Origin of the sequence: Providencia sp. PROV061, from assembly GCF_011045655.1 — a bacterium.
In the GTDB taxonomy this organism is placed as follows: Bacteria; Pseudomonadota; Gammaproteobacteria; order Enterobacterales; family Enterobacteriaceae; genus Providencia; species Providencia hangzhouensis.
The window spans coordinates 2,337,331-2,360,926 of sequence record NZ_CP042861.1 but is presented as its reverse complement, the minus strand read 5'-3'; the positions used below and the strand labels follow the sequence as shown (position 1 = coordinate 2,360,926).

Genomic DNA, 23,596 nt, shown 5'->3' with positions numbered 1-23,596 from the left:
ATGGACAATAAATAATGAGCAAATTAGATCCGTATTTTGGCGAGTTTGGTGGGCAATATGTCCCAGAAATTCTTATTCCTGCATTAAACCAATTAGAAGACGCGTTTATCGACGCACAGAATGATGATGAATTTATTCGTGAGTTTCACGACTTACTAAAAAACTATGCAGGTCGCCCTACTGCGCTAACGTTATGTAAAAATCTAACCGCAGGTACAAAAACAAAATTATATTTAAAGCGGGAAGATTTACTGCACGGCGGTGCCCATAAGACTAACCAAGTATTAGGCCAAGCACTACTTGCTAAGCGAATGGGGAAAACTGAAATAATTGCAGAAACAGGCGCTGGGCAGCACGGCGTTGCGACAGCACTGGCTTGTGCATTACTGAACATGAAATGCCGTATTTATATGGGCGCCAAAGATGTAGAACGCCAGTCTCCCAATGTATTTCGAATGAAATTAATGGGCGCTGAAGTTATTCCAGTTTACAGCGGTTCAGCCACATTGAAAGATGCCTGTAATGAAGCATTAAGGGACTGGTCTGGCAGCTATGATAAAGCTCATTATTTATTAGGAACCGCGGCGGGGCCACACCCTTACCCAACAATTGTACGTGAGTTCCAACGTATGATTGGTGATGAAGCAAAACAACAAATTCTCGAAAAAGAAGGCCGTTTACCTGATGCTGTCGTTGCCTGTATTGGTGGTGGTTCAAATGCAATCGGCTTATTTGCCTCTTTTATTCCAGAAGAAGATGTGAAACTAATCGGTGTGGAACCTGCTGGATTAGGTATTGAATCCGGCCAACATGGTGCCCCGTTAAAACATGGCCGTGTCGGGATTTATTTCGGTATGAAATCGCCAATGATGCAAACCAATGAAGGTCAAATTGAAGAATCCTATTCTATCTCTGCCGGATTAGATTTCCCTTCTGTCGGCCCTCAGCATGCCCATTTAAACAGTATTGGTCGTGCTGAATATGTTTCCATTACCGATGATGAAGCCTTAAATGCTTTTAAATTATTATCACGTAAGGAAGGAATTATTCCTGCATTAGAATCATCTCATGCACTCGCTTATGCATTAAAAATGGCAGAGCAAGAACCTAATAAAGAACAGTTATTAATCGTCAATTTGTCTGGCCGTGGTGATAAAGATATTTTTACGGTACATGATATTTTAGCCAGCAAAGGAGAAATCTAATGGAACGCTACACCCAACTTTTTGAACGTTTAGCTCAGAATAACCAAGGCGCATTTGTTCCATTTGTCACTTTAGGTGACCCAGATGCTGAGTTATCATTAAAAATTGTCGATGCTTTGATTGCTGGTGGTGCTGATGCATTAGAGATTGGTATTCCATTTTCTGATCCACTGGCAGATGGCCCAACTATCCAAAATGCAAATTTGCGTGCATTTAAAAGTGAAATTACCCCAACAATTTGTTTCGAACTACTCCGTCGTATTCGAGAAAAACACCCTACTATTCCTATTGGCTTATTAGTCTATGCAAATTTAGTTTTTACGAATGGTATTGAAAATTTTTATATTCGCTGCGAAAAAGCAGGTGTTGATTCTGTATTAGTTGCAGATGTCCCTATGTCTGAATCAAAACCATTTCGCGAAGCGGCGCTAGCTCACAATATTGCACCCATTTTTATTTGCCCACCAAATGCTAATGATGAGCTACTGCAACAGATCGGGAAATATAGCCAAGGTTATACTTATTTATTATCTCGTGCAGGCGTGACAGGTACTGAAAAAAGAGCAGAAATGCCATTGACTCACTTATTGAGTCAATTAAACCAATATAAAGCGGCTCCCGCCCTACAAGGTTTTGGAATATCAGAACCTGAGCAAGTCGAAGAAGCGATTAAAAATGGTGCTGCAGGCGCAATTTCAGGTTCAGCTGTGGTTAAAATTATTGAAAATAACCTACATCGCCCTGACGTTATGCTTAAATCATTAACTGAATTCGTTGCAAAAATGAAAGCAGCAACACAAAAATAGATAAGGAATAAATAGTAATCAAGTCATATTTAAAATTAATGGCTTGGTTACTTAAAATCATAAAAAAATAGTCTTAAATAAACTTCACCTAGCCTTCTATAATTAAATTTCAAACCAATTTAAATATAATAGATATCAATTAACTATTAATTAGCTATTGATTAAATATCTAAAATTTAATAATCATAATATTTACTAATCGAATCCATTAATATCAAAAATAATACTTACGTATTTACACACTGGTAAATCCCCCTATCAAATCCACAGCAGAGCAAACCTTATCCATTGATTTTACTAGCAATAATAAGTCACTGAATATAAAACACCATTTATATCAGAATATAATTATTTTAAGCTATTTGCACCCGCATGATTCAACTTAAGTACAATTAAATTTTAATAAAAACAAATATCACGGATAATCTTCATGCTTTAATGGAATTTTATTTAGCTATTTTTAATTTTATCTATAGTCTATTTTAGGGATATTTATGAAACAACCTACCACTCATCCTATGATGAAAATCAAACCACTCTTTTTAAGTGTATCTGTTATTTTAGGGTCAATATCTGTTGCTCACGGCGCCGTTGTTAATACAAATGGTGCTGGTGTAATAAATCAAAGTAATGGCCCGACTATCGTTCATATTAAAGGAGCTAGTGACAAAGGTGTCTCACATAACATTTATAGCCAATTTGATGTTGACCAAAAAGGGGTTATTTTAAATAATAGCGCAACAAATACGAATACCAGTTTAGGCGGACAAATCAATGGAAACCTAAATTTAAATAATGGTAATGGCCCTGCAAAAGTCATTTTGAATGAAGTTAATTCATATAAGGCAAGTACCCTAGGCGGAATGATTGAAGTTGCAGGTGATAAAGCACAAGTTATCGTTGCTAACGCATCTGGTATCACATGTAATAATTGTGGTTTTATCAACACAGACCGAGTAACTCTAACAACGGGTAAACCAATTGTTGCTGGCGGTGAAGTTCTTGGCTATAACGTTGAAAAAGGCCAAATTATTATTAATAGCCGCTTAAAATCAGACTCCCCGACGGATATCATCGCTCGTTCTGCGGTGATCCAAGGTGATATCCACGCTAAAGAAATTAATGTCGTCGCAGGTAATAACTTTGTCGATGCCAAAGGTAATTTCGTGACTAAAGTTCAAGGCGTTGGAAATGCAACTCGAATTGGTGTCGATGTAGCCGCCATGGGTGGTATGTATGCTGACAAAATTACCTTAATTTCAACTGAAAGTGGAACTGGTGTTTCCAATAACGGAAACCTAGCTGCCGGAATCGGTGGAGTTAATATTGATTCAACTGGCTTAGTGTATAACCAACGCGGAAAAGTAAATGCCAATGGCAACATCAATATAAAAGCCAATGGTTTATATAATAATTCCACTATTATAGCTAATGGCGATGTTGATATTGATTCTCAAAGATTAGTTCTAAGTAATGTGAATGGACAGATTAAGTCTAATGGCGGTAATCTCAAACTCGCTTCAGCTTCGAGTATTGATAACCGAAATGGTATTGTCCATGCTCAAAAAGACATGAATATCTCAACTGCAAATGTTGTTAATACTAATGGTTCAATCAAAACTAATAGTGGCGATATTGCAATTCGTGCAACAGGGAAGATTGATAACAACTATACCTTACGTAGTAATGTTGTTAATGCAGACGAACGAGGAATTCGAGCAGGTGGTAATGGTAGTTTAACTATAGAAACAACCACCCTAGCAAACGATAACTCAACATTATTAGGTCGTGATATTACAATAAATGCTCGTAATACTATCACTAATAATAATAACTCTCAAATTTCAGCAAAAAGAAGAATCGATATAGATACTATTACGTTACAAAATAGTAACTCATTGATTAAATCTAACAATGGCCCAATCAATATCACCTTGGGAAGTAACCTAGTAAATAATGGTTATTCTTCAATTGATAGTGGAAAAGCCTTAAATATTAATGCTCATGTTGTTAATAACCAAGGTTCACTAATTTCTGGTGCAGGTAAGTCCAAGTTTGATGTGTATTCCCTTAACAACCAATATGGTTTTATCAAAGGAAATAATATAGACATTAAAGCAACTTACTTAAACAACCTCAGAGGTTTAATTACTGCTGATTCTAATGTCGTAGTTAATGCAACAACTGTAGATAACAGCTATGCTAGCGGTTTTAATGCTTATGCTAGCAAATACGGTGTTTCCGGCCAAACGGGTGGTATTTATACCAAAGATGGTTCTATTACTATCAAAGCAAATGGCATAAATAACAACTCTGGTGTGATTGTTTCAGATGCACAGGAAAAGGCTGGAAATAAAGGCGATATTAATATTACACTAAGAAATGACCTTGATAACCGTAGTGGAAAAATTCAAGGTGCTAATGATGTCAATTTAGATCTTAATAAGCTAGATAATACCAAATCAGGTTCAATTCATGCTGGCAAAGATTTAAACATTGATGCCTTTACTCGCGTAGATAATAACACTGGACGCTTAAGTTCAATGAACAAAACTACGATTACAAGTCCTATAATTTACAATAGCCCTACTGGACAAATCCTAGGTTCAATGATTGTTTTAAATACACCTTATTATTATTAATTAGGTCAAATAAGGAGGCTACTAGCCTCCTTATTTTATTACGCCAATACAGAGTGATATTAAAATAGTATACACCATTATTTTAATATCATTGACAAACCTTAAAGCTTTCTAATGTTTACTTATTTTTAAAGCAAGACAAAATAGTTTAACTCTAAGTAAAAAAACTTATTTAATCTAATTTAGTGTATTTACTAGACATTGATTTCATTAAGAATTAATCAAACCACCAAAGATTAAATTATATTAGTTATATTTTCAGTAGTAATCCCCAAAAGCATTTACACTAACTCAATCAATTTAATTAATTTTTATTTATTATAAATTTAACGCATAATTAAATTATGTAAAATAAGAAAATTAGCAATAGGTTTATTATAGGGATATACATGTACTCATTTCAAAACAAAGGACTGATGGTGATTAAACAAGAAAATTCTGATGTATTTAATTAATAAATAATCACATCGGCAATTTATTAGTCTTTATATCATAAAAATAACTTTAATCTTTATTAAAATTAATGTGGTGCACATGAATTTTCGATTTATTTTTTTATTATCAACTTTAACTTCTTTGCCTTTAGCTGCATCAGCTAATACCGCACAAATTATTGACCAACAAATTAATAACCAAGCTAGCCAAGATCGTTCTCGCCAACAACAGACTCAATTAGAAGCTAAAGATGCCTTAGGTAAAACTAGAGAGCGTTCAAATAATATTTTAGTTTTTGATGATGAGAAAGATTGTTTTCAAATGAAACAGGTTATCTTACTCTCTGAGCCTAAACTCCCTTCTATGCGACCTCTAGAAGCTTATGCAAACCAAGTTGTTGGTGTATGCATTGGTATTAATGGCGTTGAAACTTTAGCAAAGGGCTTACAAGATAAAATAATTAAATCAGGCTATGTCACAACACGAGTTAATATTCCAGAACAAAATATCAGTGAGGGTATTTTAACGCTCCAAATTATTCCAGGTAAAGTTGCGAATGTAAAACTTGCAGAAGGTAGCGACACTTATATTACATTAGGTGCGATTATGCCTGCTAAAGAAGGGGATATTCTGAATATTCGTGACATCGAACAAGGCTTAGAGAACCTTGAACGGATACCGGGTGCTAAAGTGAATATAGAGCTAGCACCGGGTAAAGAGTTTTCCACATCTGATATTTCCATACAAAGAGAAAAATCATCTCACTTTAACGTAGGTGGATATTACAATAACTCAGGAAGCCGCCAAACGGGTAAAGATCAAGTCGGAGTGACTTTGTATGCTAACAATTTAACGAGTTTAAACGACACAATATATGTTTCAGCAGGAAAAAATTTAAAAAACCAAGCCCGCTACAGCACCAGTAATACTGCAATTTATTATGCCGTACCCTACAACTACTGACTTTTTTCATTGTATGCAAGCAAAAGCGACTATAAACAAACTATTAATGACTCCGTATTTAGCTATAAGTATTATGGTGATAGTAAATATTATAATGCTACGGCGAGTAATGTTTTCTTGCGTGGGCAAACGTTCAAAGACACTGCATCAATTCAATTAATTAAAAGAAAATCAAAATATAAATTAGAGGATGTCACCCTACTTTCCCAACAACGTGACCTTACCAGCCTTAAGCTCGGTGTTAGCCACCGTCAAAACATCAATAATTCAACTATCGATGCTTCAATATATTACCAACGTAATGTACCTTGGTTTGGTGCCGAAGAAAGCTGGGATATGAAATATGGTGATGTCAGCAAAATGAGCCGTGTTTATACTGCCGATATTTCAGGAATGTTTCCCTTCGCCTTTGACAATTTTATTATGAGTTATAATCCACAACTGTTTATACAATACTCACGAGACCGCTTAACCATTCAAGATCAATTTTCGTTAGGTAACCGTTGGACGGTTCGTGGTTTTGACGAAGAATTTTCCCTAATAGGTGACAAAGGTTTTTACTTACGCAATGAGTTTAACTTTTATATTCCTGGCTTCTCCATCTATCCATACTATGCTCTTGACTATGGACGTGTATTCGGCGGTGTTTATCCGTTAGGTCTCTATTCTGATGACCAATTATTAGGAATGGCTATAGGCATGAGAGGTAATGCTAATATATTTAGTTATGACTTATTCTTAGGTGCCCCACTTTATAAGCCGGCTGAATATGAAACCAGTAGCGTCAATGCTGGGTTAAACGTGCAATGGTTTTGGTAATTTAATATTGTAAATTTGAATAATATCTTAAAGCTGAATACGCCCCTGTATTCGGCTTTTTTATTTCAAGGTAATTAGTCTCAATATTTTTATTAATTACCCTAAATAAAGATAATCAATAAGTACCTTTACTTTATTATCACTCTATAACACTAATTAATATATTATAAATATCATTATCATAATTTGTTTTTTATGATGATCATTTGTTAAATATATGTTCAAGCTTAATGGTAATTGAAAAATCCGAGAATACGAATATTCTCGGATTTCCTACTTCTCTCTAGTCCTTCAGAATTCAGGTATTACCTGTATTGCATCCTATCAAATTCTTAGAAACGGTAACCCGCACCGAACATAAATACAAATGGGTCTAAACGAGTATTAACTTTATACTGTTCACCACCCGCTTTAAATTTCACATCACTCTCAATATTCATCCACCAAAGAGAAGCGTTTAACATCCAGTTATCAGTCAGCATGTAATCCATACCTGCTTGTGCCGCGAAGCCCCACGAGCTTGATAGATCTAGATCAGATAAGCCTGCAGTTTTTCCGGTAGAGTTAAATTTCTCATCAAAGAAGAAAGTATAGTTAACACCGGCACCTAAATAAGGACGTAATTTATCTTCTTTACTACCAAAATAATACTGCGCCATTAATGTTGGTGGTAAATGTTTTACCGTTGCAATATTACCTGTAGGGCCTGTACCAACTTTATGTTCAAACGGAGTTGCTGCTAATAATTCCACACCGATATTATCAGTGATCATATACCCAAAAGTTAAACCTAATTGAGTATTATTATTCGCATCAAAGGTACCTAAATTACCTAATCCATTAATTTTAACATCATCTCCTCCGACATTAGGTCTGACTGTTGCAGTACCCGCGCGAAAAAGAAAATCGCCAGCTTCATGAGCAATAGAAACTGCTGGAGCTAAAGTTGCAGCAGCTAATACAAGCGCAGTGAGTTTTTTCATTATCAATCCCATTCCTATGTTTTTATTTTAGGAAAATATACCGTATTATTTAAATTGATGTTCAAATCAAGATCACATCTTTTACTAATTTATAGGTAAACCAATAAATATGGATTTATTATTTCATTTATTGTTTTTTTATTTTTGATTTAAATCAATTTTTATAAAGTAACTAACAAAATAAAAATTTGATTTCTAAATATAGATATTTATTTCAAAACTTAAACATGCATAAAAAATACAATTTATATAAATTCATTTCTTGGGTTAATTACATTCGATCATCATGAGCAATATATTTTTCTTAACCTCCCGAATTTTCTTATCTTTCTCTACCTCTAGGCGTGATACTCAGTTACAATTAGATTAAAATTTTGATCCCGTTTGTAGATAGGAGCAGTGTCATGTCCATTTCGGCCAACTCACTCATCAGTGATAGTATCAATTTCTTTAAAAACCAATTGAGTGGCCTCCTCACCATTGTGCTCTTAGCCACCGTGGTAAGCCTTGTCATCTATGCGATGATGATCCCTAGTGAACAGATGATAGGTGTTCTTGCTCAAGCACAAAGTAAAATGATTGAATCTGGTAATTCGGGGTTACAAGACTGGATTCTAAATCTATCTGAAGAAGATAAAAGTAGTATTTTGCGCGTTTCTTTTGGATTGATTCTCTCAGTCACTCTTGGCAGTTTGTTCCTTATTTGTGGCACATTATCCTATATCTCAGGGATGTCTCGTGGCGAAGATATGACAGGGCTTCAAGCGATAACATCATCACTGAACAAAGCGCCTTCTATGTTTCTTCTGTTGGTCGTTTGCTCGCTGCTTATCCAATTAGGCATCACAATTATGGTTCTACCTGGTATCGTGCTAGCCATTGGTTTTTCCTTAGCGCCAGCAATTTTAATGACAGAAAACACCAACCCATTTAGTGCGATGGGAAAAAGCTGGAAATTGGCTTATGCAAATTGGCGTGTCGCTTTACCGATGATTTTAATTTGGATGGCCGTTCAAATGCTTATCAGTGTTCTATTGGGTAACCTTAATATGAATCATATTGCGATTAATGGTATCTCCTTTTTACTCAATAATGTTGTAGCCGCATTTGCTTTAATTTACTTTTATCGTTTATATATGCTAATCACAAAAAATTGATCTCGCTGATAAAAAGGTATCATTTGATACCTTTTTATTTACGTTATTTTTAAACTTTATCTGAGTTAATATTCGTTGGTCCTATTCGATTTTCGCAATCATATTCTAATGAGCCTGGGTCCTTCCCACTCTCTTGTGTCTTTCTTTCTTCCACACATTTCATTTGAATTTGCTGCTTACTTTGAATTAAACGGATCGCAAAATAAATATCCGGTACCACCAATAAATCATCATCTGAACGGTTGATTTTATTTTGTTCTAACCAACGATTAAGAGAAGTTCTACGCCCAGCTAATACCAAAGTCACCCCTTTCGCCTTCAAAGATGTCACAATATCATTCAATGTGGAAAATACGCTCACATCATTATGCGTAAAGCTGACAGCAGCATCAACAATCACCCAAGCGGGTCTTTTACGTTGATTATCTAAATGTTTATTTAACCGTTCTTTAAAGTAATTCACATTAAAATAGGTAAGCGGAGAATTGAAACGATAAATTAGGACGCCATCAACTTCTTGAATATCATTTTCTGATGTCATCGAGTGCAACATACCATGCTCATCAACGCCTAATAGTTGATCTGTTGGCCTAAATATAATTCGGATAAACTGTAATAAACCTAATAAAACGGCTAAACCTACCCCACTAATCAAACCAACTACCAACACTGCGCATAAAGTAAAAACACATAAGAAAAAAGCTTCTCTATTGCGTTTACGCATTGATAAAATACTGCGGAAACTGAGCAAGGAATAAGTTGAAATAATTAAAACCATCCCTAAAGCAGGCATAGGGATATATTCCAATAAATTCATAGAAAAAAGTAAAACAGCTAAGATGGTCACCGCGGCAACGAGGGAAACCAACTGTGTTTTCCCTCCCATCATATCATTAACTGCTGTACGGCTGCTCGCAGCACTCACTGCAAAACCTTGACCAAAAGCAGAAGCAATATTTGCCATTCCTAATGCTCTTAATTCTTGGTCTGCATCCACGGTATAGCCATTTTTGCTTGCAAAACTTCGCGCTGTCATCATAAAGCTTACAAAGCTAATCACTGCTAAGTTTAATGATGGAATGACAAGATCTCTGAGTAACCCTGGCGGAAAATCAGGCATAGGTATATAAGGAAGTCCTTCACCTAAATCCCCAACCGTGCTAATGCCATATTGCTCAAGATTAAATAGAATACTGGCTGCTGTAGCCAAAACCATTGCAATTAATAGGGACGGCCACTTACTCCTTACTCGTTTAATCACTAAGGTGATTACCAATGTTGCAATAGCTACTAATAATGTCGGAATATGTGTTTCCATTAGCGCTAATGGAAACGCTATTAAGCGTTCAATAAACCCTGAAGGTAAAGTCGTAATACCAAATATTTTACTGATTTGGCTGACTATAATCGTAAGAGCTACCCCATTTAATAAACCTTGCAATATCGGTCTCGATAAAAAATCAGCAAAGGTACCTAAACGAAACCTTGCTGCAATCAAACACCAAACCCCAGTCATAAAACTCATGACAATAATCAGTTGCCAACGAACGGTTTCATCCCCCATTGCGAGTGGTGCGACTGCGGCTGCAATTACAGCACATGTTGCGGCATCAGGCCCGATAATCAATTGTTTCGACGTCCCAAATAACGCATAGAAAAACATTGGTAAAATACATGAGTATAATCCGACTATGGCATTCACCCCCATTAATTCGGCATAGGCAATAGCCACTGGCAAAGCAACTGCAGCGACAGACAAACCCGCTTTAACATCAGGGCCTAAGTCTGTACGTTGATAGTTAAATAGCGTTTTTAAACCTGGCATCCAGACAAATAGCTTTGCCTTTATCATGGGAGAAAAGTACCTATAAATTAGCAAGTTAAATTATTTTATGTATTACTTATATCCGAACTAATAAAGTTTATCTAGAAGTAAGTCAAATAATCGTAAAATAGTGCAAATATGATTGGTAACAAAACATGTTTATTGGTAAAAAGGTGCAAACTTTTAACAATTAAAGCCAAAATCGGTTAAACTACTCCATTATCTTTACGTTGAGGCGCTGTATTCACTGTTATGAAACAACTTATTGATTTTATTCCTTTGGTAATCTTTTTTATAGTCTATAAAAGATACGATATTTTCTATGCGAGTGGCGCACTAATGGTTACCACTCCCTTAGCGTTATTAGCAACCTACCTTATTTATAAAAAAGTTGAGAAAGTTGCAAAAATCACCTGTGCAATTGTGATGAGTTTTGCTGCGTTAACCCTTATTTTCCACAGTGATGCTTTTATTAAATGGAAAGTCACTATCATCTATGCTGCGTTTGCTGGCGCATTACTCTTTAGCCAATGGTTTACTGAAAAGCCCCTAATTCAGCGCATGTTAGGCAGTAATCAAGAAATAAAATTAGCAGATAGTTATTGGAACAAACTCAATAGTGCATGGGCAATATTCTTTATTTTCTGCGCATTACTAAACATTTATGTTGCTTTCTGGATGGCGCAAGATATTTGGGTGAATTTCAAAGTCTTTGGTCTGACAGCGGGAACATTAATATTTACAGTACTGAGTGTGGTCTATATTTTTAAAAATATGGTTAAAGAGCCTGCAGAAAAACACGAAGAATAATTAAAAATTAGAGTTAAAAACCTGCTAATTGTCTATCGATTAGCAGGTTTTTTTTCTTATTAATAGCGCTTGTCACCAAATGCTTTTTCAATTTTTTTATCTGTATTGTACTGTGATAATGCGTATACCGACCATATGGCAGCGGGTAGCCAACCAATTAACGTGATCTGTAGAATTAAGCAAATGACCCCAGCAAAGGGGCGCCCTATCGTAAAAAATTGCAACCAAGGTAATAATATTGCCAGTAACAATCTCATTTCATACCTCTAAATTAATCAATAAAATTTATATTATTGATTATAGCCAATTCAATCAACTGACTAAATATAAAAAACACTTCTTGCTTTTTCTTTGCAAAAGTTGATCTTTTTACCAAGAATTAGACGCTGTTTATTAATAATGGGTACCATATTTGTCTTATTTTTGCAGCAATTCAATCAAATAGCTATTATCAATCAATAACTGTATGGTTCAGGTTTACTATTGCATATGTAATTTGTTATAAATGCAAAATCAAAAGTAATAACCCTTTTAATAAGAGTCAGATATGCAATTGCCGAACGGTGAGTTGGTTTTACGTACATTAGCCATGCCCGCAGATACTAATGCGAATGGTGATATTTTTGGTGGCTGGTTAATGTCACAAATGGACATTGGTGGGGCTATCTTAGCAAAAGAAATAGCGCTCGGACGAGTTGTTACTGTGGCAGTTAATGGCATTAAGTTTCAAAAGCCCGTTGCAGTTGGTGATGTTGTTTGCTGCTATGCACGTTGCTTAAAAACAGGAAAAAGCTCAATTACCATTAATATTGAAGTTTGGGTAAAAAAAGTCGCAACGGAGCCTGTTGGGCAACGTTATCGTGCTACTGATGCGGTATTTACTTATGTCGCAGTTAATGATGATAGTACCTCACGTTCATTACCCAAAGAAAAACAACATTTTCAGTTAGCGAGTTCAGATCAAAAAACTAACGAAGCATAAGTTTTTAGCTCCGCTCATTATGTAAAAACTAAAAAGCACCATCATTGCTGTGGTGCTTTTTTATACAACCTAATGTTAACCATTAGACTTGGCTAACAGTGCCATCTAATTTGAAATAAATTTCAGTCACGTAGCCTTTTGCAGGTTGCTTTTCAAAAGTCCAACGGTTCATTGCACGTTTAACATCCCGCTCGAATAAACCTTTAGGTGAGGCTTCGACAAATTCAATATTTGTCACTCGTCCACCATCATCAATATCATAACGAACTTTCACATATCCTTCTTTACCTAAGCGACGCGCGCGTTCAGGATAGGAAGGAGCTTGTTTATGCAGAGCCCTCGGGCCGCCTTTCTTAGTCGATTGACTATTACTTGCCCCTGTATTGTTTGCAGTTTTAATTGGACTGTTATTCGTTTTCGGCGCAGTAACGTCTGATTTAAGATTATTCATCGCCAATTGCTTTTCAACTGGCTTAACATCTTCTTTAATTTTTTTCTTTTCTTCCTGTTTTGGCTTAGGCTTTTTCTTTACCTCAGGTTTCTTCTTGGGTAATGCAATAACAGGTTCAACTACCGGTTCGGGTTCAGGTTCTATAACGGGCTCTGGTTCTGGCTCTACCGGTGTTTCAACCTGCTCAACGGGATCAGAAGCGGGTTCAGGGGCGGCAAAAGCAATCATAGAAATCGTCAATGGTTCAGGGTCTCTGACCAAGTTAGGTTGATTAAAAATCCATGCCATTGCAAGACCCGCATGAATAGATAATGAAACGACGATAATTAAAGTCCAACGCATCCAACGCATATGCAATTTCTACCCTACACCTGTCTACCAAAAAAGAATATGACTGATAGTTTAAATGCAAATAGCAATCATATTCAATAAGGTTTGTCATACAAAGTGAAAAATGTGAGTGTACGCTGTAATAACCTTACTCAATCCATTGGGTAAAAAGCAGGGAATGCCGACGATGGTAAATGTCAATTTTACGCATTGCATAGATGCGCATGTTTCGCCTTGAATGCCCTTCTAGCCAGCGTCTACGGCGACGTAGGGATTGTCTTAACATACGCCAACGCCCTACTTCATGCCTACTACGTCTCATTTAATTGTGTCCTTTTATCGTCTAAAAGTTATTAGAAAAAAATATTATATTCCTTTGAAAAAAAGAACCAAGAGGAACTTTTTATGTCATTTCGGTGCACTGCTTTTAATTTCATGATGATAAAATCAATTAACGAAACTATTTTTCCTAACAAATTACTCTATTTCACGAAGCTTTTACTGCAGAATTTTGCTAAATTCTATTAAGTTGATATTTTACTAACAGTTTTTTTAGCTAATCTATCTTTTTTTGAACCTTTTTCTTATCAGTGAGGCATCTGACCCGTTATGGCAACCGTCTATACACTTATGAGTTGGCTTCTGTTCTTCCTATATTGGCTAATTATTGCAGCAATTACAGTCCGCATTTTAGTCAAAAGAAGGCCGGTCACCTCAGCCATGACATGGCTCCTGATCATTTATATTCTGCCATTAGTCGGGATTATTGCCTATGTCGCCTTCGGTGAACTTCACCTCGGTAAACGTCGAGTCGATAAAGCTCATGATATGTGGCCTTCCGTCGCGACATGGTTAGAAAACTTACGAACTTCAAAACATATCTTCGCCACTGATAATAGCCCCGTCGCTGAACCATTATTTCAGTTAGTTGAAAAACGCCAAGGTATTGCTGGTGTTAAAGGCAATAGAATTCAACTTTTAACTACCTGTGAAGACTCATTAAAAGCGATAGTCAACGACATCAACAATGCCCAGCACTCGATTGAAATGGTCTTCTATATTTGGCAACCGGGTGGTTTAGTCGACGGTGTTACCGAAGCCTTACTTAATGCCGCTAAACGCGGTGTTAAGTGCCGGATTATGGTGGACTCCGCGGGAAGTTGGCATTTTTTCCGTAGCGATTACCCCGAAAAAATGCGTGCTGCAGGTATTGAGTTTGTAGAGTCATTAAAAGTTAATTTGATGCGTTTCTTCTTGCGTCGAATGGATTTACGTCAACATCGTAAAATAGTAGTTATCGATAACTATATTTCATATACAGGCAGTATGAATATGGTTGACCCTCGTTATTTTAAACAAGATTCAGGGGTTGGTGAATGGGTTGACATTTTAGTACGTATGGAAGGCCCTGTGAGTACCACATTAGGTATCGTGTATGCTTTTGACTGGGAAATGGAAACCGGCCAACGCGTACTTCCACCACCGCCTGACAGTAATATTATGCCTTTTGAACAAGCGAATGGGCATACAACACAAATTATCGCCTCAGGACCGGGCTTCCCTGATGAGTTGATTCAACAGTCACTGATGACCGCGATGTTCTCTGCGCGCAAACAACTGATCATGACCACCCCTTATTTTGTGCCTAGTGATGACCTTTTGCATGCAATTTGTACAGCAGCAATGCGAGGTGTCGACGTCAGTATTATTATGCCAAGGCAGAATGACTCATTCCTTGTTCGCTGGGCAAGCCGCTCATTTTACAGTGAATTATTAGCTGCTGGTGTTAAGATTTATCAATTTGAAGACGGTTTATTACACACGAAGAGTGTTTTGGTTGATGGCGAGCTTAGCCTTGTTGGTTCAGTAAATCTTGATATGCGCAGTTTATGGCTCAATTTTGAAATAACAGTGGTTATTGATGATAAAAGTTTTGGTAGCGATCTCACGCTAGTTCAGTATGATTATATTGCGCGTTCAACTCGTTTAGAAATTGAAGAATGGGAACAGCGCCCGTTCTGGAACCGTGTCGTTGAGCGCATTTGCTACTTCTTTAGCCCATTGTTATAAATTAAGTTAATTAGGAAAGGTCATGACTGAAATACAAAATACACCTTTAATCGATGAAGATGACATCATTGAAATGGCTTATGACCTTTTTCTTGAAGGGGCAATGGATAATTTAGAGCCCGCTGACCAATTAATTTTTGCTTTGCAGTTTGAAGAGTTAGGTGCCGCAGAAATTGTTCCTGTTACCCTTAATTGGCAAGAGATGATTACTGAAGAGCTTAATTTAAACCAATTAAGTGAAGTGGTTATTGGGTTAGCTCAAAGCCCTGACGCCGAATTAGACGATATTTTTGCTCGCGTATTAATTAGCCGCCACCCTTCTAAACCGTTTCACCATATTTTTTGGAAGAAATAGTTGATTAAAAGGGACATTTCGTCCCTTTTGGATTAATTAAAGTAGAAGCCCCCTAGACACCATTCCCTTTCGCCCATCATGAGAAAACAATCACAATGGGTCAATTTTCAAACAAGACACCGCATGTTTGAAACTCCCTTCTAATAATGGCCTTGTTTTTGCACACTCTTCATCCGCTAATGGGCAACGGGTTCTAAATACGCAACCTGAAGGTGGGTTAATGGGTGATGGCAATTCACCCTCTAAAAGTTCTATTACCTTATTTTTTTCTTTATCGGGATCAGGAACGGGCACTGCTGACATCAATGCGCGTGTATAAGGATGTAAGGGATTATTGTATACCTCATCATAGGTACCAAGCTCTACGGCATGCCCCAAGTACATCACTAAGACACGGTCAGAAATATGCTTAACAACCGCCAAATCGTGCGCGATAAAGATTAGCGATAATTTCATTTCGCGTTGTAATTCTTGCAATAAATTAACAACTTGTGCTTGAATTGACACGTCTAATGCAGAAACTGGCTCATCGCAAATCACGAGTTTAGGTTCTAAAATCAATGCTCTTGCGATACCAATACGCTGGCATTGCCCTCCCGAAAACTCATGGGGATAGCGGTTAATCAAATTTGGTAATAAGCCAACCCGCATCATCATTTTTTTCACTTTTTCTGTGATTTGTGATGGTGGCATTTTAGGATGATAGGTTTTTAATGGCTCAGCGATAATGTCACCGATGGTCATTCGCGGATTAAGCGAAGCCAGTGGATCTTGGAAAATCATTTGAATATCACTGCGAACACTGCGCCACTCTTTATCAGTTTTACCTAATAAATTCTGCCCAAGCCAACTTACCGTACCATCCGTCGCTTTAACTAACCCAATAAGTGCTCGAGCAAAAGTGGATTTACCGCACCCTGATTCCCCGACTACACCTAATGTTTCACCTTCATATAAACGAAGTGTTACGCCATCTACCGCTTTAAGGCTTTTGTTTGGTTGCCAAAACCACTGTTTTTTATCTCGAATCTCAAAATGGACTTTAAGGTCATTCACTTCGAGTAAAACTGGCCTATTTTCATGGGTACTCATACCAATTCCTCCAGTGGCTTAAAGCAGGCACGTAACCGCGTTTGACCAAATGTGGTTAATGCAGGTTCTTGGTCAACACATTGCTGAACTGCATATTGGCAACGAGGTGAAAATGGGCAGCCTTTGGGTAAACGTAATAAATTAGGCGGATTGCCGGGAATGGTAGCTAAACTTTCGTCATCACCATCGAGGCGCGGAACAGCAGCTAACAAGCCAAGTGAATATGGATGAGATGGATGATAAAAGATATCCTTCGCAGTACCGTACTCCATCGTACGTCCTGCATACATCACTAGGACTTTATCGCATACCCCTGCGACGACCCCAAGGTCGTGGGTGATCAAAATAATTGCAGTATCAAACTCTTGTTTTAACTCATTGAGCAACGTCATGATTTGCGCTTGTACAGTCACATCAAGTGCTGTCGTGGGTTCGTCAGCAATTAACAGCTTTGGTTGGCATAACAGGGCCATTGCAATCATGACGCGTTGTCTCATTCCTCCTGAAAACTCATGTGGATACATATTCATACGCTTACGTGCTTCAGGCATTTTAACGGCATCTAACATACGAACTGATTCTTCGAAAGCTTCTCTTTTACTCATGCCTTTATGTAACATGAGAACTTCCGACAGCTGTGTACCAATTTTCAAATAAGGGTTCAATGATGTCATTGGGTCTTGAAAAATCATTGAAATCTCTTCCGCTCGCATACGGTTTAATTCTTTTTCTCTTAAATTCAAAATCTCACGGCCATTAAACATTGCAGAGCCATTAATTCTGCCATTTTTGGCGAGTAAGCCCATGAGTGCGAAAGCAGTTTGTGATTTTCCTGAGCCTGATTCACCAACTATGCCAAGCGTTTCCCCCGCACTTAATTCAAAGTTCAATTTGTTTACGGCGGTAACCTCACCATCTTGAGTTGCAAATGTCACACTGAGATCTTTCACGGATAACAGAGGGCTTTTCATTGAGTTATTTAACATATTATTCCCTCTAGCGATCTTTCGGATCGAGCGCATCACGCAGCCCATCACCGATGAAGTTAAAACAAAATAGCGTAATGACTAAGAAACCGGCTGGTATCAGTAGCAACCATGGCGTCACTTCCATTGAGTTCGCCCCATCACTTAATAACGCTCCCCAGCTACTTAACGGCTCTTGTGTGCCTAAACCTAAAAAGCTTAAGAATGATTCAAACAAAATCATACTTGGAACTAATAATGACGCGTAAACGACTACTACACCTAAAACGTTAGGTACAATATGACGTAGAATAATCTGCCGCGTACTAACACCACAAACAAGCGCTGCCTCAATAAATTCCTTACGCTTTAATCCGAGTGTTTGTCCGCGAACAATACGCGCCATATCCAACCAAGACACCATTCCTATCGCCACAAATATCAGTAAAATATTGGTCCCAAACAACGTGACAAGGAGGATCACAAAAAACATAAATGGGAAGGAATTTAAAATTTCTAATATACGCATCATGATGGAATCCACTTTTCCACCCACATAACCCGCTAATGAACCGTATAAAGTGCCTACCACGACTGCGACTAAGGCTGCGGCAACCCCTACCATTAAGGAAATTCGCCCACCTATCGCGACACGCACTAATAGGTCTCGGCCTGAAGCATCCGTACCAAAATAATGCCCGGTTGCCATATCCGGTGGCATTGACATCATTTCCCAATCGGTGTCGTCGTACAAAAAAGGCGACATCATAGGAGCAAAAATCACAAATAGAGTAATTAACAACAATACGCATAAGCTAAATATTGCCGCACGGTTGTGCATAAAACGGCGCCTTGCATCTTGCCATAAACTGCGCCCTTCAATATCTAGCTGCTCTGAAAAGTTTGCCAGAGCTTCACTATTTTTTTGGTTCGATAGCATCGTGTTTCTCCGACTTAATAACGAATTTTAGGGTCAATAACTGCGTACAAAACATCGACAATCGCATTAAACGTAATTGTCAGTACCCCAACTAAAATTGTTAAACTCAATACCAGTGAGTAATCACGATTAAGTGCGCCGTTAACAAAGAGCTGACCGATCCCCGGTAACCCAAAAATAGTTTCAATTACCATCGAGCCAGTAATAATCCCCACAAAAGCGGGACCCATATAGGAAAGCACAGGAAGCAACGCTGGTTTAAGCGCATGGCGTAAAATGATAGTTCTTAGTGGTAACCCTTTAGCACGTGCAGTACGAATAAAATTAGAATGCATAATTTCGATCATTGAACCGCGTGTAATACGGGAAATACTTGCAATATAAGCAAGTGAAAGTGCAACCATTGGTAGCACCATGTGTTTTAGGTTTCCACCATCCCACCCACCACCAGGGAACCATTTCAAATGAATGGCAAAAATCAGCACCAATAGAGGTGCCACAACAAAGCTTGGGATAACAACCCCCGTCATGGCAAACCCCATGACTGTAAAGTCCCATTTGGTATTTTGGTTGAGTGCGGCTATCACCCCTGCAGAGACCCCAAATAGAACAGCAACAATGAATGCCGTTGCCCCTAATTTTGCAGAAACAGGAAATGCTTTAGCCACTAAATCATTAACACTGTAGTCCTTGTATTTAAATGATGGGCCAAAGTCACCTTTGGAAAGCTGAATTAAATAATTAAAATACTGCTTATACATGGGATCATTTAAATGATATTTAGCTTCAATATTTGCCATCACTTCCGGTGGCAATTTCCGTTCACCCGTAAACGGGCTCCCTGGGGCTAATCGCATCATAAAAAATGAAATGGTAATCAGAACCAAAAGAGTCGGAATGGCTTCTAACAACCGACGAATAATAAATTTCAACATCGCTCTTTCCTACTTCTATTGCCTAAATAGGCGAACATCTGGCTCCAATAAATGGAGCCAGAACAACTATATTAGTGTTTAATAATGTACAGATCTTTAGTATGCAGGTTATCTAATGGATCTTTGCCACTATACCCCCCCACATAAGGTTTCACTAAACGCGTATTAACATAGTAGTAAAGAGGAACAATACCTGAGTCTTTATCGAGTAATTTTTCGGCTTGTTGATAGAGTTCAGCACGTTCATCATCCGTTTTGACTTGCAATGTTTTTTTCATCACTGCATCAAAATCTGTATTTTTATAATGAACAGTATTATTACTGCTGTAGGAAAGTAACATATTGAGGAAAGATGAAGGTTCGTTATAATCCGCACACCAGCCTGCGCGTGCCACATCATAGTTACCTTGATGTCGGCTATCTAAGAATGTTTTCCATTCCTGATTTTCTAGTTTCACTTCTGCGCCAATATTTTTCTTCCACATAGAAGAAGCGGCGATGGCAATACGCTTATGTAAGTCTGAAGTATTATACAATAAATTGAATTTTAGAGGGTTGGCTTTGTTATATCCCGCCTCTTCTAGCAGCTGTTTCGCTTTTTCATTACGCTGCTCTTGGGTCATATTCGCATACCAATCCGGTTTTTCTGTTTTCATTCCACTGGTAAATGGTGGAGTGAACCCATACGCAGGAATATCCCCTTGGGCTTTGACTTTATACGTAATCGTATCTCTATCCATAGATAGTTTTAATGCTTCACGAACACGAGGGTCATTAAATGGCGGTTTTTCATTATTAATTTCATAATAATAAATACATAGATATGGGTTCACACGTAACTCATTCGGCATGTTTTGCTGTAAACTTTTGAACTGCTCAATAGGTAAGTTACTGTATGTCATATCAATTTCGCCACTGCGGTAGCGGTTTACATCAGTGACTTCTGAAGAAATCGGTAAAAAAGTCACTTGGTCAATAATGGTATTCGCATTATCCCAATAGCTTGGGCTACGCTCTAATACAATACGTTCGTTTACCGTCCAATCCTTTAATTTATATGCTCCATTACCTACAAAGTTTTGTGGTTGCGTCCACTTAACACCATGTTGCTCAATGACTTTTTTATTGACTGGCGACATGGATGAGTGAGCTAATAATTTAGGAATATAAGGAACGGCTTCACTCAGTGTAATAACTAAAGTTTTGTCATCAAGAGCTTTAATACCAAGTTCTTCAGGTTTTTTCTTCCCAGCGATAACATCGTCAATATTACTAATATGGGCATATTGTAAATAGCTTGCATAAGGCGATGCAGTATCAGGGTCAGCCAATCGTCGCCAACTATACACAAAATCTTCTGCCGTGACAGGGTCACCATTAGACCATTTCGCGCCATCGCGAATTTTAAATGTCCACTCTGTAAAATCTTTATTTTCCCAGCTTGTTGCCGAGCCAGGTAAAATTTCGCCATCAGGCCCCACTATTGTGATCCCTTCGAAAAGGTCTCTTGCTAAAGCAGATTCCGGCACCCCTTCTATTTTATGAGGGTCTAACGATTGCGGCTCAGAACCGTTGTTGCGAACCATCACTTGCTTTTCAGCCAGTTCAACGCCCGCAGGAACCGTTGCTGCAAAACTTGTTGCTATAGAGCCCATTGCCAGCCCAGCCGTTACGCTAAGCGCAATAATCGATTTATTGATTAACTTACTCATCTTATCGGTTACTCCCATACATAATTATTATGATTGTGTGTTGATACATGTTCACCCAGTAGATGAACACTTTTTATAATTATTTAGATATTATTAATTAGGTTCACTTATATATAACCGTTTAATATCCGTATAATCAAGAGGGTCATTACCTTTAAATCCACGAACACTCGGTTTTATCATTCGAGCACTGACGCGATAATAAACAGGAACAATAGCCGAATCATTGTCTAGCAAGGCTTCCGCTTGCTGGTAAATTGTATGGCGAGATGAAGAGTCCGGTGCTGTTAGCGCTTGCTCAAGCAAGGCATCAAACGCTGGATTATTATAAAAAGTGGTATTATTACTATTTTGAGACAGCATCATGTTCAAAAATGCGGTTGGCTCGTTGTAATCGGCACACCACGTTGCTCTGGCAACATCATAATTTCCTTCATGGCGGCTTTGTAATGATGTTTTCCATTCTTGGTTTTGCAGCGTCACTTGCGCACCAATATTTTTCTGCCACATGGACGCCGCAACAATAGCTTGCTGCTTATTTTGATCTGATGTGTTGTACAGTAAAGCAAATTTCAATGGGTTTTCTTTAGTATATCCGGCCTCAGCAAGCAAATCTTTAGCACGTTGATAACGTTGTTCTGCTGATAAATTTGCCCATTCCGGTAAGGTAAAATTACCATTATTAATAAAACTTGGCGTAAAGCCATAAGCGACTTTTTGCCCTTGAGCGATAATTTTATTGGTTATTGTTTCTCTATCTAATCCTAACTTTATTGCTTCACGCACTCTTGGGTCATTAAACGGGGCTTTTTGATTATTTATCTCATAATAGAACGTGCACAAATAAGGCCGAACATACAATTCATTCGGCCTCTCTTGCTGCATTTTTTTATATAAAACAGGTGGGATTGCAGAGTTAGAAATATCAATTTCACCGCTACGGTAACGGTTAATATCACTCACTTCGGAGCTAATCGCTAAAAAGGTCGCTTGCTCAATACGGCTATTTGGGTTATCCCAATAAAATGGATTTCGTTTGATAACAATACGTTCATTTACTACCCAATTATCCAATACGTATGCCCCATTTCCAATAAAATTCTTGGGTTGGGTCCATTTATCACCATGTCGTTGAATTGCTGACTTATTCACGGGCTTCATAGACGTATGAGAAAGCATATCAACGAAATAAGGCACTGGGTGGCTCAACGTAACTTGTAAATGTTGCGGGTCAAGCGCTTTCACACCCAGCGCTGTTGCCGGCATTTTTCCCGCTAAAATCGCATCTGCATTTAAAATATACGCATTCTGTAAATAACTGGAGTATGGGGAGCCAGTATTTGGGTCAGATAAACGCTGCCAGCTATACACAAAATCTTCAGCGGTTACAGGTGTGCCATCACTCCACTTTGCATCTTCCCGCAAAGTAAAAGTCCACGTAGTGAAATTTTCATTACTCCAACTTTTAGCAGCCCCAGGAACTGCTTTACCGTCTATATCGGTATACACTAAACCTTCTAATAAGTTTAATATCACATTGCCTTCAGGAACCCCTTCCACTTTATGGGGATCAAGTGATGTCACTTCTGAGCCATTGTTAATTGTAATAACCTGTTTTACTTTTTCCGTGGCACTAGCCTGTAATGTAACAACTAATAAAGAAAGTACACCAAAACCAAGTGTTGATTTGAACATTCTATCCCTCATGATTCATCAATAGCGCTATAACCTCATTTGCAGCCATCTTTACGCTGATATTTAAGCCCTGGTACCGCTATTTCCTTATGGGCAATCCACTTCATGAACTCAAACAATTAAAACAATTAATTAACATTGAACAGTTAAAAATTTTAAGTAAATTTTAAAAAAATAGACGTGAAATTTTAATTCTTCTTATATTTCAATACACTAAAATCAATTTAGCTATCCACCATAAAATAACCTCCAAGCTCTTTTCCAAACATATCATTAACAAACACCAATTAGAATAGTGAATAAATTTACGTAGCTCACAATTCCTTACTTTTTATCCCTGTTTTAGCAAAAAATGCCACATATAATTACAGGTATCATTTTTTTTATGTGTGATTATTAATAGCTAAAGTTTTATTAAGCCATT

Annotated in this window: 19 protein-coding genes and 1 pseudogene; 9 read left to right on the top strand and 11 right to left on the bottom strand. The window is 37.7% G+C overall.

Annotated features, from left to right (window positions below):
* The first annotated feature begins 14 nt into the window (after positions 1-14).
* The 4 genes and pseudogenes from trpB (at position 15) to FVA72_RS21715 (ending at position 6,870) form a co-directional block, all read left to right on the top strand.
* A complete protein-coding gene (trpB, locus tag FVA72_RS10715; protein ID WP_094960531.1) occupies positions 15-1,205 on the top strand; it encodes a tryptophan synthase subunit beta in 1,191 nt (396 codons plus the stop codon).
* Positions 1,205-2,011, top strand: coding sequence for a tryptophan synthase subunit alpha (gene trpA, locus FVA72_RS10710; protein WP_094960530.1), 807 nt, complete (start codon positions 1,205-1,207; stop codon positions 2,009-2,011). Before trpB ends, trpA begins: the two co-directional genes overlap by 1 nt.
* A gap of 494 nt (positions 2,012-2,505) precedes the next feature.
* Positions 2,506-4,653, top strand: coding sequence for a filamentous hemagglutinin N-terminal domain-containing protein (locus tag FVA72_RS10705; protein WP_094960529.1), 2,148 nt, complete (start codon positions 2,506-2,508; stop codon positions 4,651-4,653).
* Positions 4,654-5,187: 534 nt separating this feature from the next.
* Positions 5,188-6,870, top strand: a pseudogene (locus FVA72_RS21715) (ShlB/FhaC/HecB family hemolysin secretion/activation protein).
* Positions 6,871-7,202: 332 nt separating this feature from the next.
* Here FVA72_RS21715 and ompW read toward each other — a convergent pair.
* Positions 7,203-7,853, bottom strand: coding sequence for an outer membrane protein OmpW (ompW, locus tag FVA72_RS10690; RefSeq protein ID WP_094960528.1), 651 nt, complete (start codon positions 7,851-7,853; stop codon positions 7,203-7,205).
* A 404-nt stretch (positions 7,854-8,257) separates the two neighbouring features.
* Here ompW and FVA72_RS10685 point away from each other — a divergent pair, with 404 nt between their 5' ends.
* Positions 8,258-9,010: a YciC family protein gene (locus FVA72_RS10685; RefSeq protein WP_096863786.1), complete on the top strand. Its 753-nt coding sequence runs from the start codon at positions 8,258-8,260 to the stop codon at positions 9,008-9,010.
* 49 nt (positions 9,011-9,059) lie between these two features.
* Here the strand turns inward: FVA72_RS10685 and FVA72_RS10680 are convergent, their stop codons facing one another.
* The gene (locus FVA72_RS10680) at positions 9,060-10,862 is read right to left on the bottom strand and encodes a SulP family inorganic anion transporter (protein ID WP_110591765.1); all 1,803 of its coding nucleotides are present in this window, start codon (positions 10,860-10,862) and stop codon (positions 9,060-9,062) included.
* 225 nt (positions 10,863-11,087) lie between these two features.
* On the opposite strand from FVA72_RS10680, the gene FVA72_RS10675 reads away from it, so the two are divergent.
* Positions 11,088-11,645, top strand: coding sequence for a septation protein A (locus FVA72_RS10675; protein ID WP_004254142.1), 558 nt, complete (start codon positions 11,088-11,090; stop codon positions 11,643-11,645).
* 59 nt (positions 11,646-11,704) lie between these two features.
* Here FVA72_RS10675 and FVA72_RS10670 read toward each other — a convergent pair whose 3' ends face one another.
* The gene (locus tag FVA72_RS10670; protein ID WP_004254139.1) at positions 11,705-11,902 is read right to left on the bottom strand and encodes a YqaE/Pmp3 family membrane protein; all 198 of its coding nucleotides are present in this window, start codon (positions 11,900-11,902) and stop codon (positions 11,705-11,707) included.
* Positions 11,903-12,192: 290 nt separating this feature from the next.
* Between FVA72_RS10670 and yciA the strand changes: the two genes are divergently transcribed.
* Positions 12,193-12,627, top strand: a complete 435-nt coding sequence (gene yciA, locus FVA72_RS10665; protein ID WP_004254136.1) for an acyl-CoA thioester hydrolase YciA — start codon at positions 12,193-12,195, stop codon at positions 12,625-12,627.
* Between the two features lie 82 nt (positions 12,628-12,709).
* On the opposite strand, the gene FVA72_RS10660 is transcribed toward yciA, so the two are convergent.
* A complete protein-coding gene (locus tag FVA72_RS10660) occupies positions 12,710-13,429 on the bottom strand; it encodes a TonB family protein (protein ID WP_110591766.1) in 720 nt (239 codons plus the stop codon).
* A gap of 127 nt (positions 13,430-13,556) precedes the next feature.
* A complete protein-coding gene (locus FVA72_RS10655; RefSeq protein ID WP_004254127.1) occupies positions 13,557-13,730 on the bottom strand; it encodes a YciY family protein in 174 nt (57 codons plus the stop codon).
* Between the two features lie 287 nt (positions 13,731-14,017).
* Between FVA72_RS10655 and cls the strand changes: the two genes are divergently transcribed.
* Complete coding sequence (gene cls, locus FVA72_RS10650; RefSeq protein WP_094960524.1) at positions 14,018-15,478, top strand: cardiolipin synthase; 1,461 nt, start codon at positions 14,018-14,020, stop codon at positions 15,476-15,478.
* 22 nt (positions 15,479-15,500) lie between these two features.
* Positions 15,501-15,833, top strand: coding sequence for an HI1450 family dsDNA-mimic protein (locus tag FVA72_RS10645; protein ID WP_004254123.1), 333 nt, complete (start codon positions 15,501-15,503; stop codon positions 15,831-15,833).
* A 90-nt stretch (positions 15,834-15,923) separates the two neighbouring features.
* On the opposite strand, the gene oppF is transcribed toward FVA72_RS10645, so the two are convergent.
* The 6 genes from oppF to FVA72_RS10615 all read right to left on the bottom strand — a co-directional run bounded on the left by oppF (position 15,924) and on the right by FVA72_RS10615 (position 23,184).
* Complete coding sequence (gene oppF, locus FVA72_RS10640; RefSeq protein WP_004254119.1) at positions 15,924-16,925, bottom strand: murein tripeptide/oligopeptide ABC transporter ATP binding protein OppF; 1,002 nt, start codon at positions 16,923-16,925, stop codon at positions 15,924-15,926.
* Entirely contained in the window at positions 16,922-17,911 is a 990-nt protein-coding gene (locus FVA72_RS10635) for an ABC transporter ATP-binding protein (protein ID WP_036957694.1), read from the bottom strand. The genes oppF and FVA72_RS10635 overlap by 4 nt, the downstream gene beginning before the upstream one ends.
* Before the next feature lie 10 nt (positions 17,912-17,921).
* A complete protein-coding gene (oppC, locus tag FVA72_RS10630; RefSeq protein ID WP_004254117.1) occupies positions 17,922-18,830 on the bottom strand; it encodes an oligopeptide ABC transporter permease OppC in 909 nt (302 codons plus the stop codon).
* Positions 18,831-18,844: 14 nt separating this feature from the next.
* Positions 18,845-19,765 carry an oligopeptide ABC transporter permease OppB gene (oppB, locus tag FVA72_RS10625; RefSeq protein ID WP_094960523.1) on the bottom strand — a complete coding sequence of 307 codons (921 nt, stop codon included), beginning with the start codon at positions 19,763-19,765 and terminating at the stop codon, positions 18,845-18,847.
* Positions 19,766-19,836: 71 nt separating this feature from the next.
* A complete protein-coding gene (gene oppA / locus FVA72_RS10620; RefSeq protein ID WP_110591767.1) occupies positions 19,837-21,477 on the bottom strand; it encodes an oligopeptide ABC transporter substrate-binding protein OppA in 1,641 nt (546 codons plus the stop codon).
* A gap of 93 nt (positions 21,478-21,570) precedes the next feature.
* Complete coding sequence (locus tag FVA72_RS10615) at positions 21,571-23,184, bottom strand: ABC transporter substrate-binding protein (RefSeq protein WP_110591768.1); 1,614 nt, start codon at positions 23,182-23,184, stop codon at positions 21,571-21,573.
* Positions 23,185-23,596 lie beyond the last annotated feature (412 nt).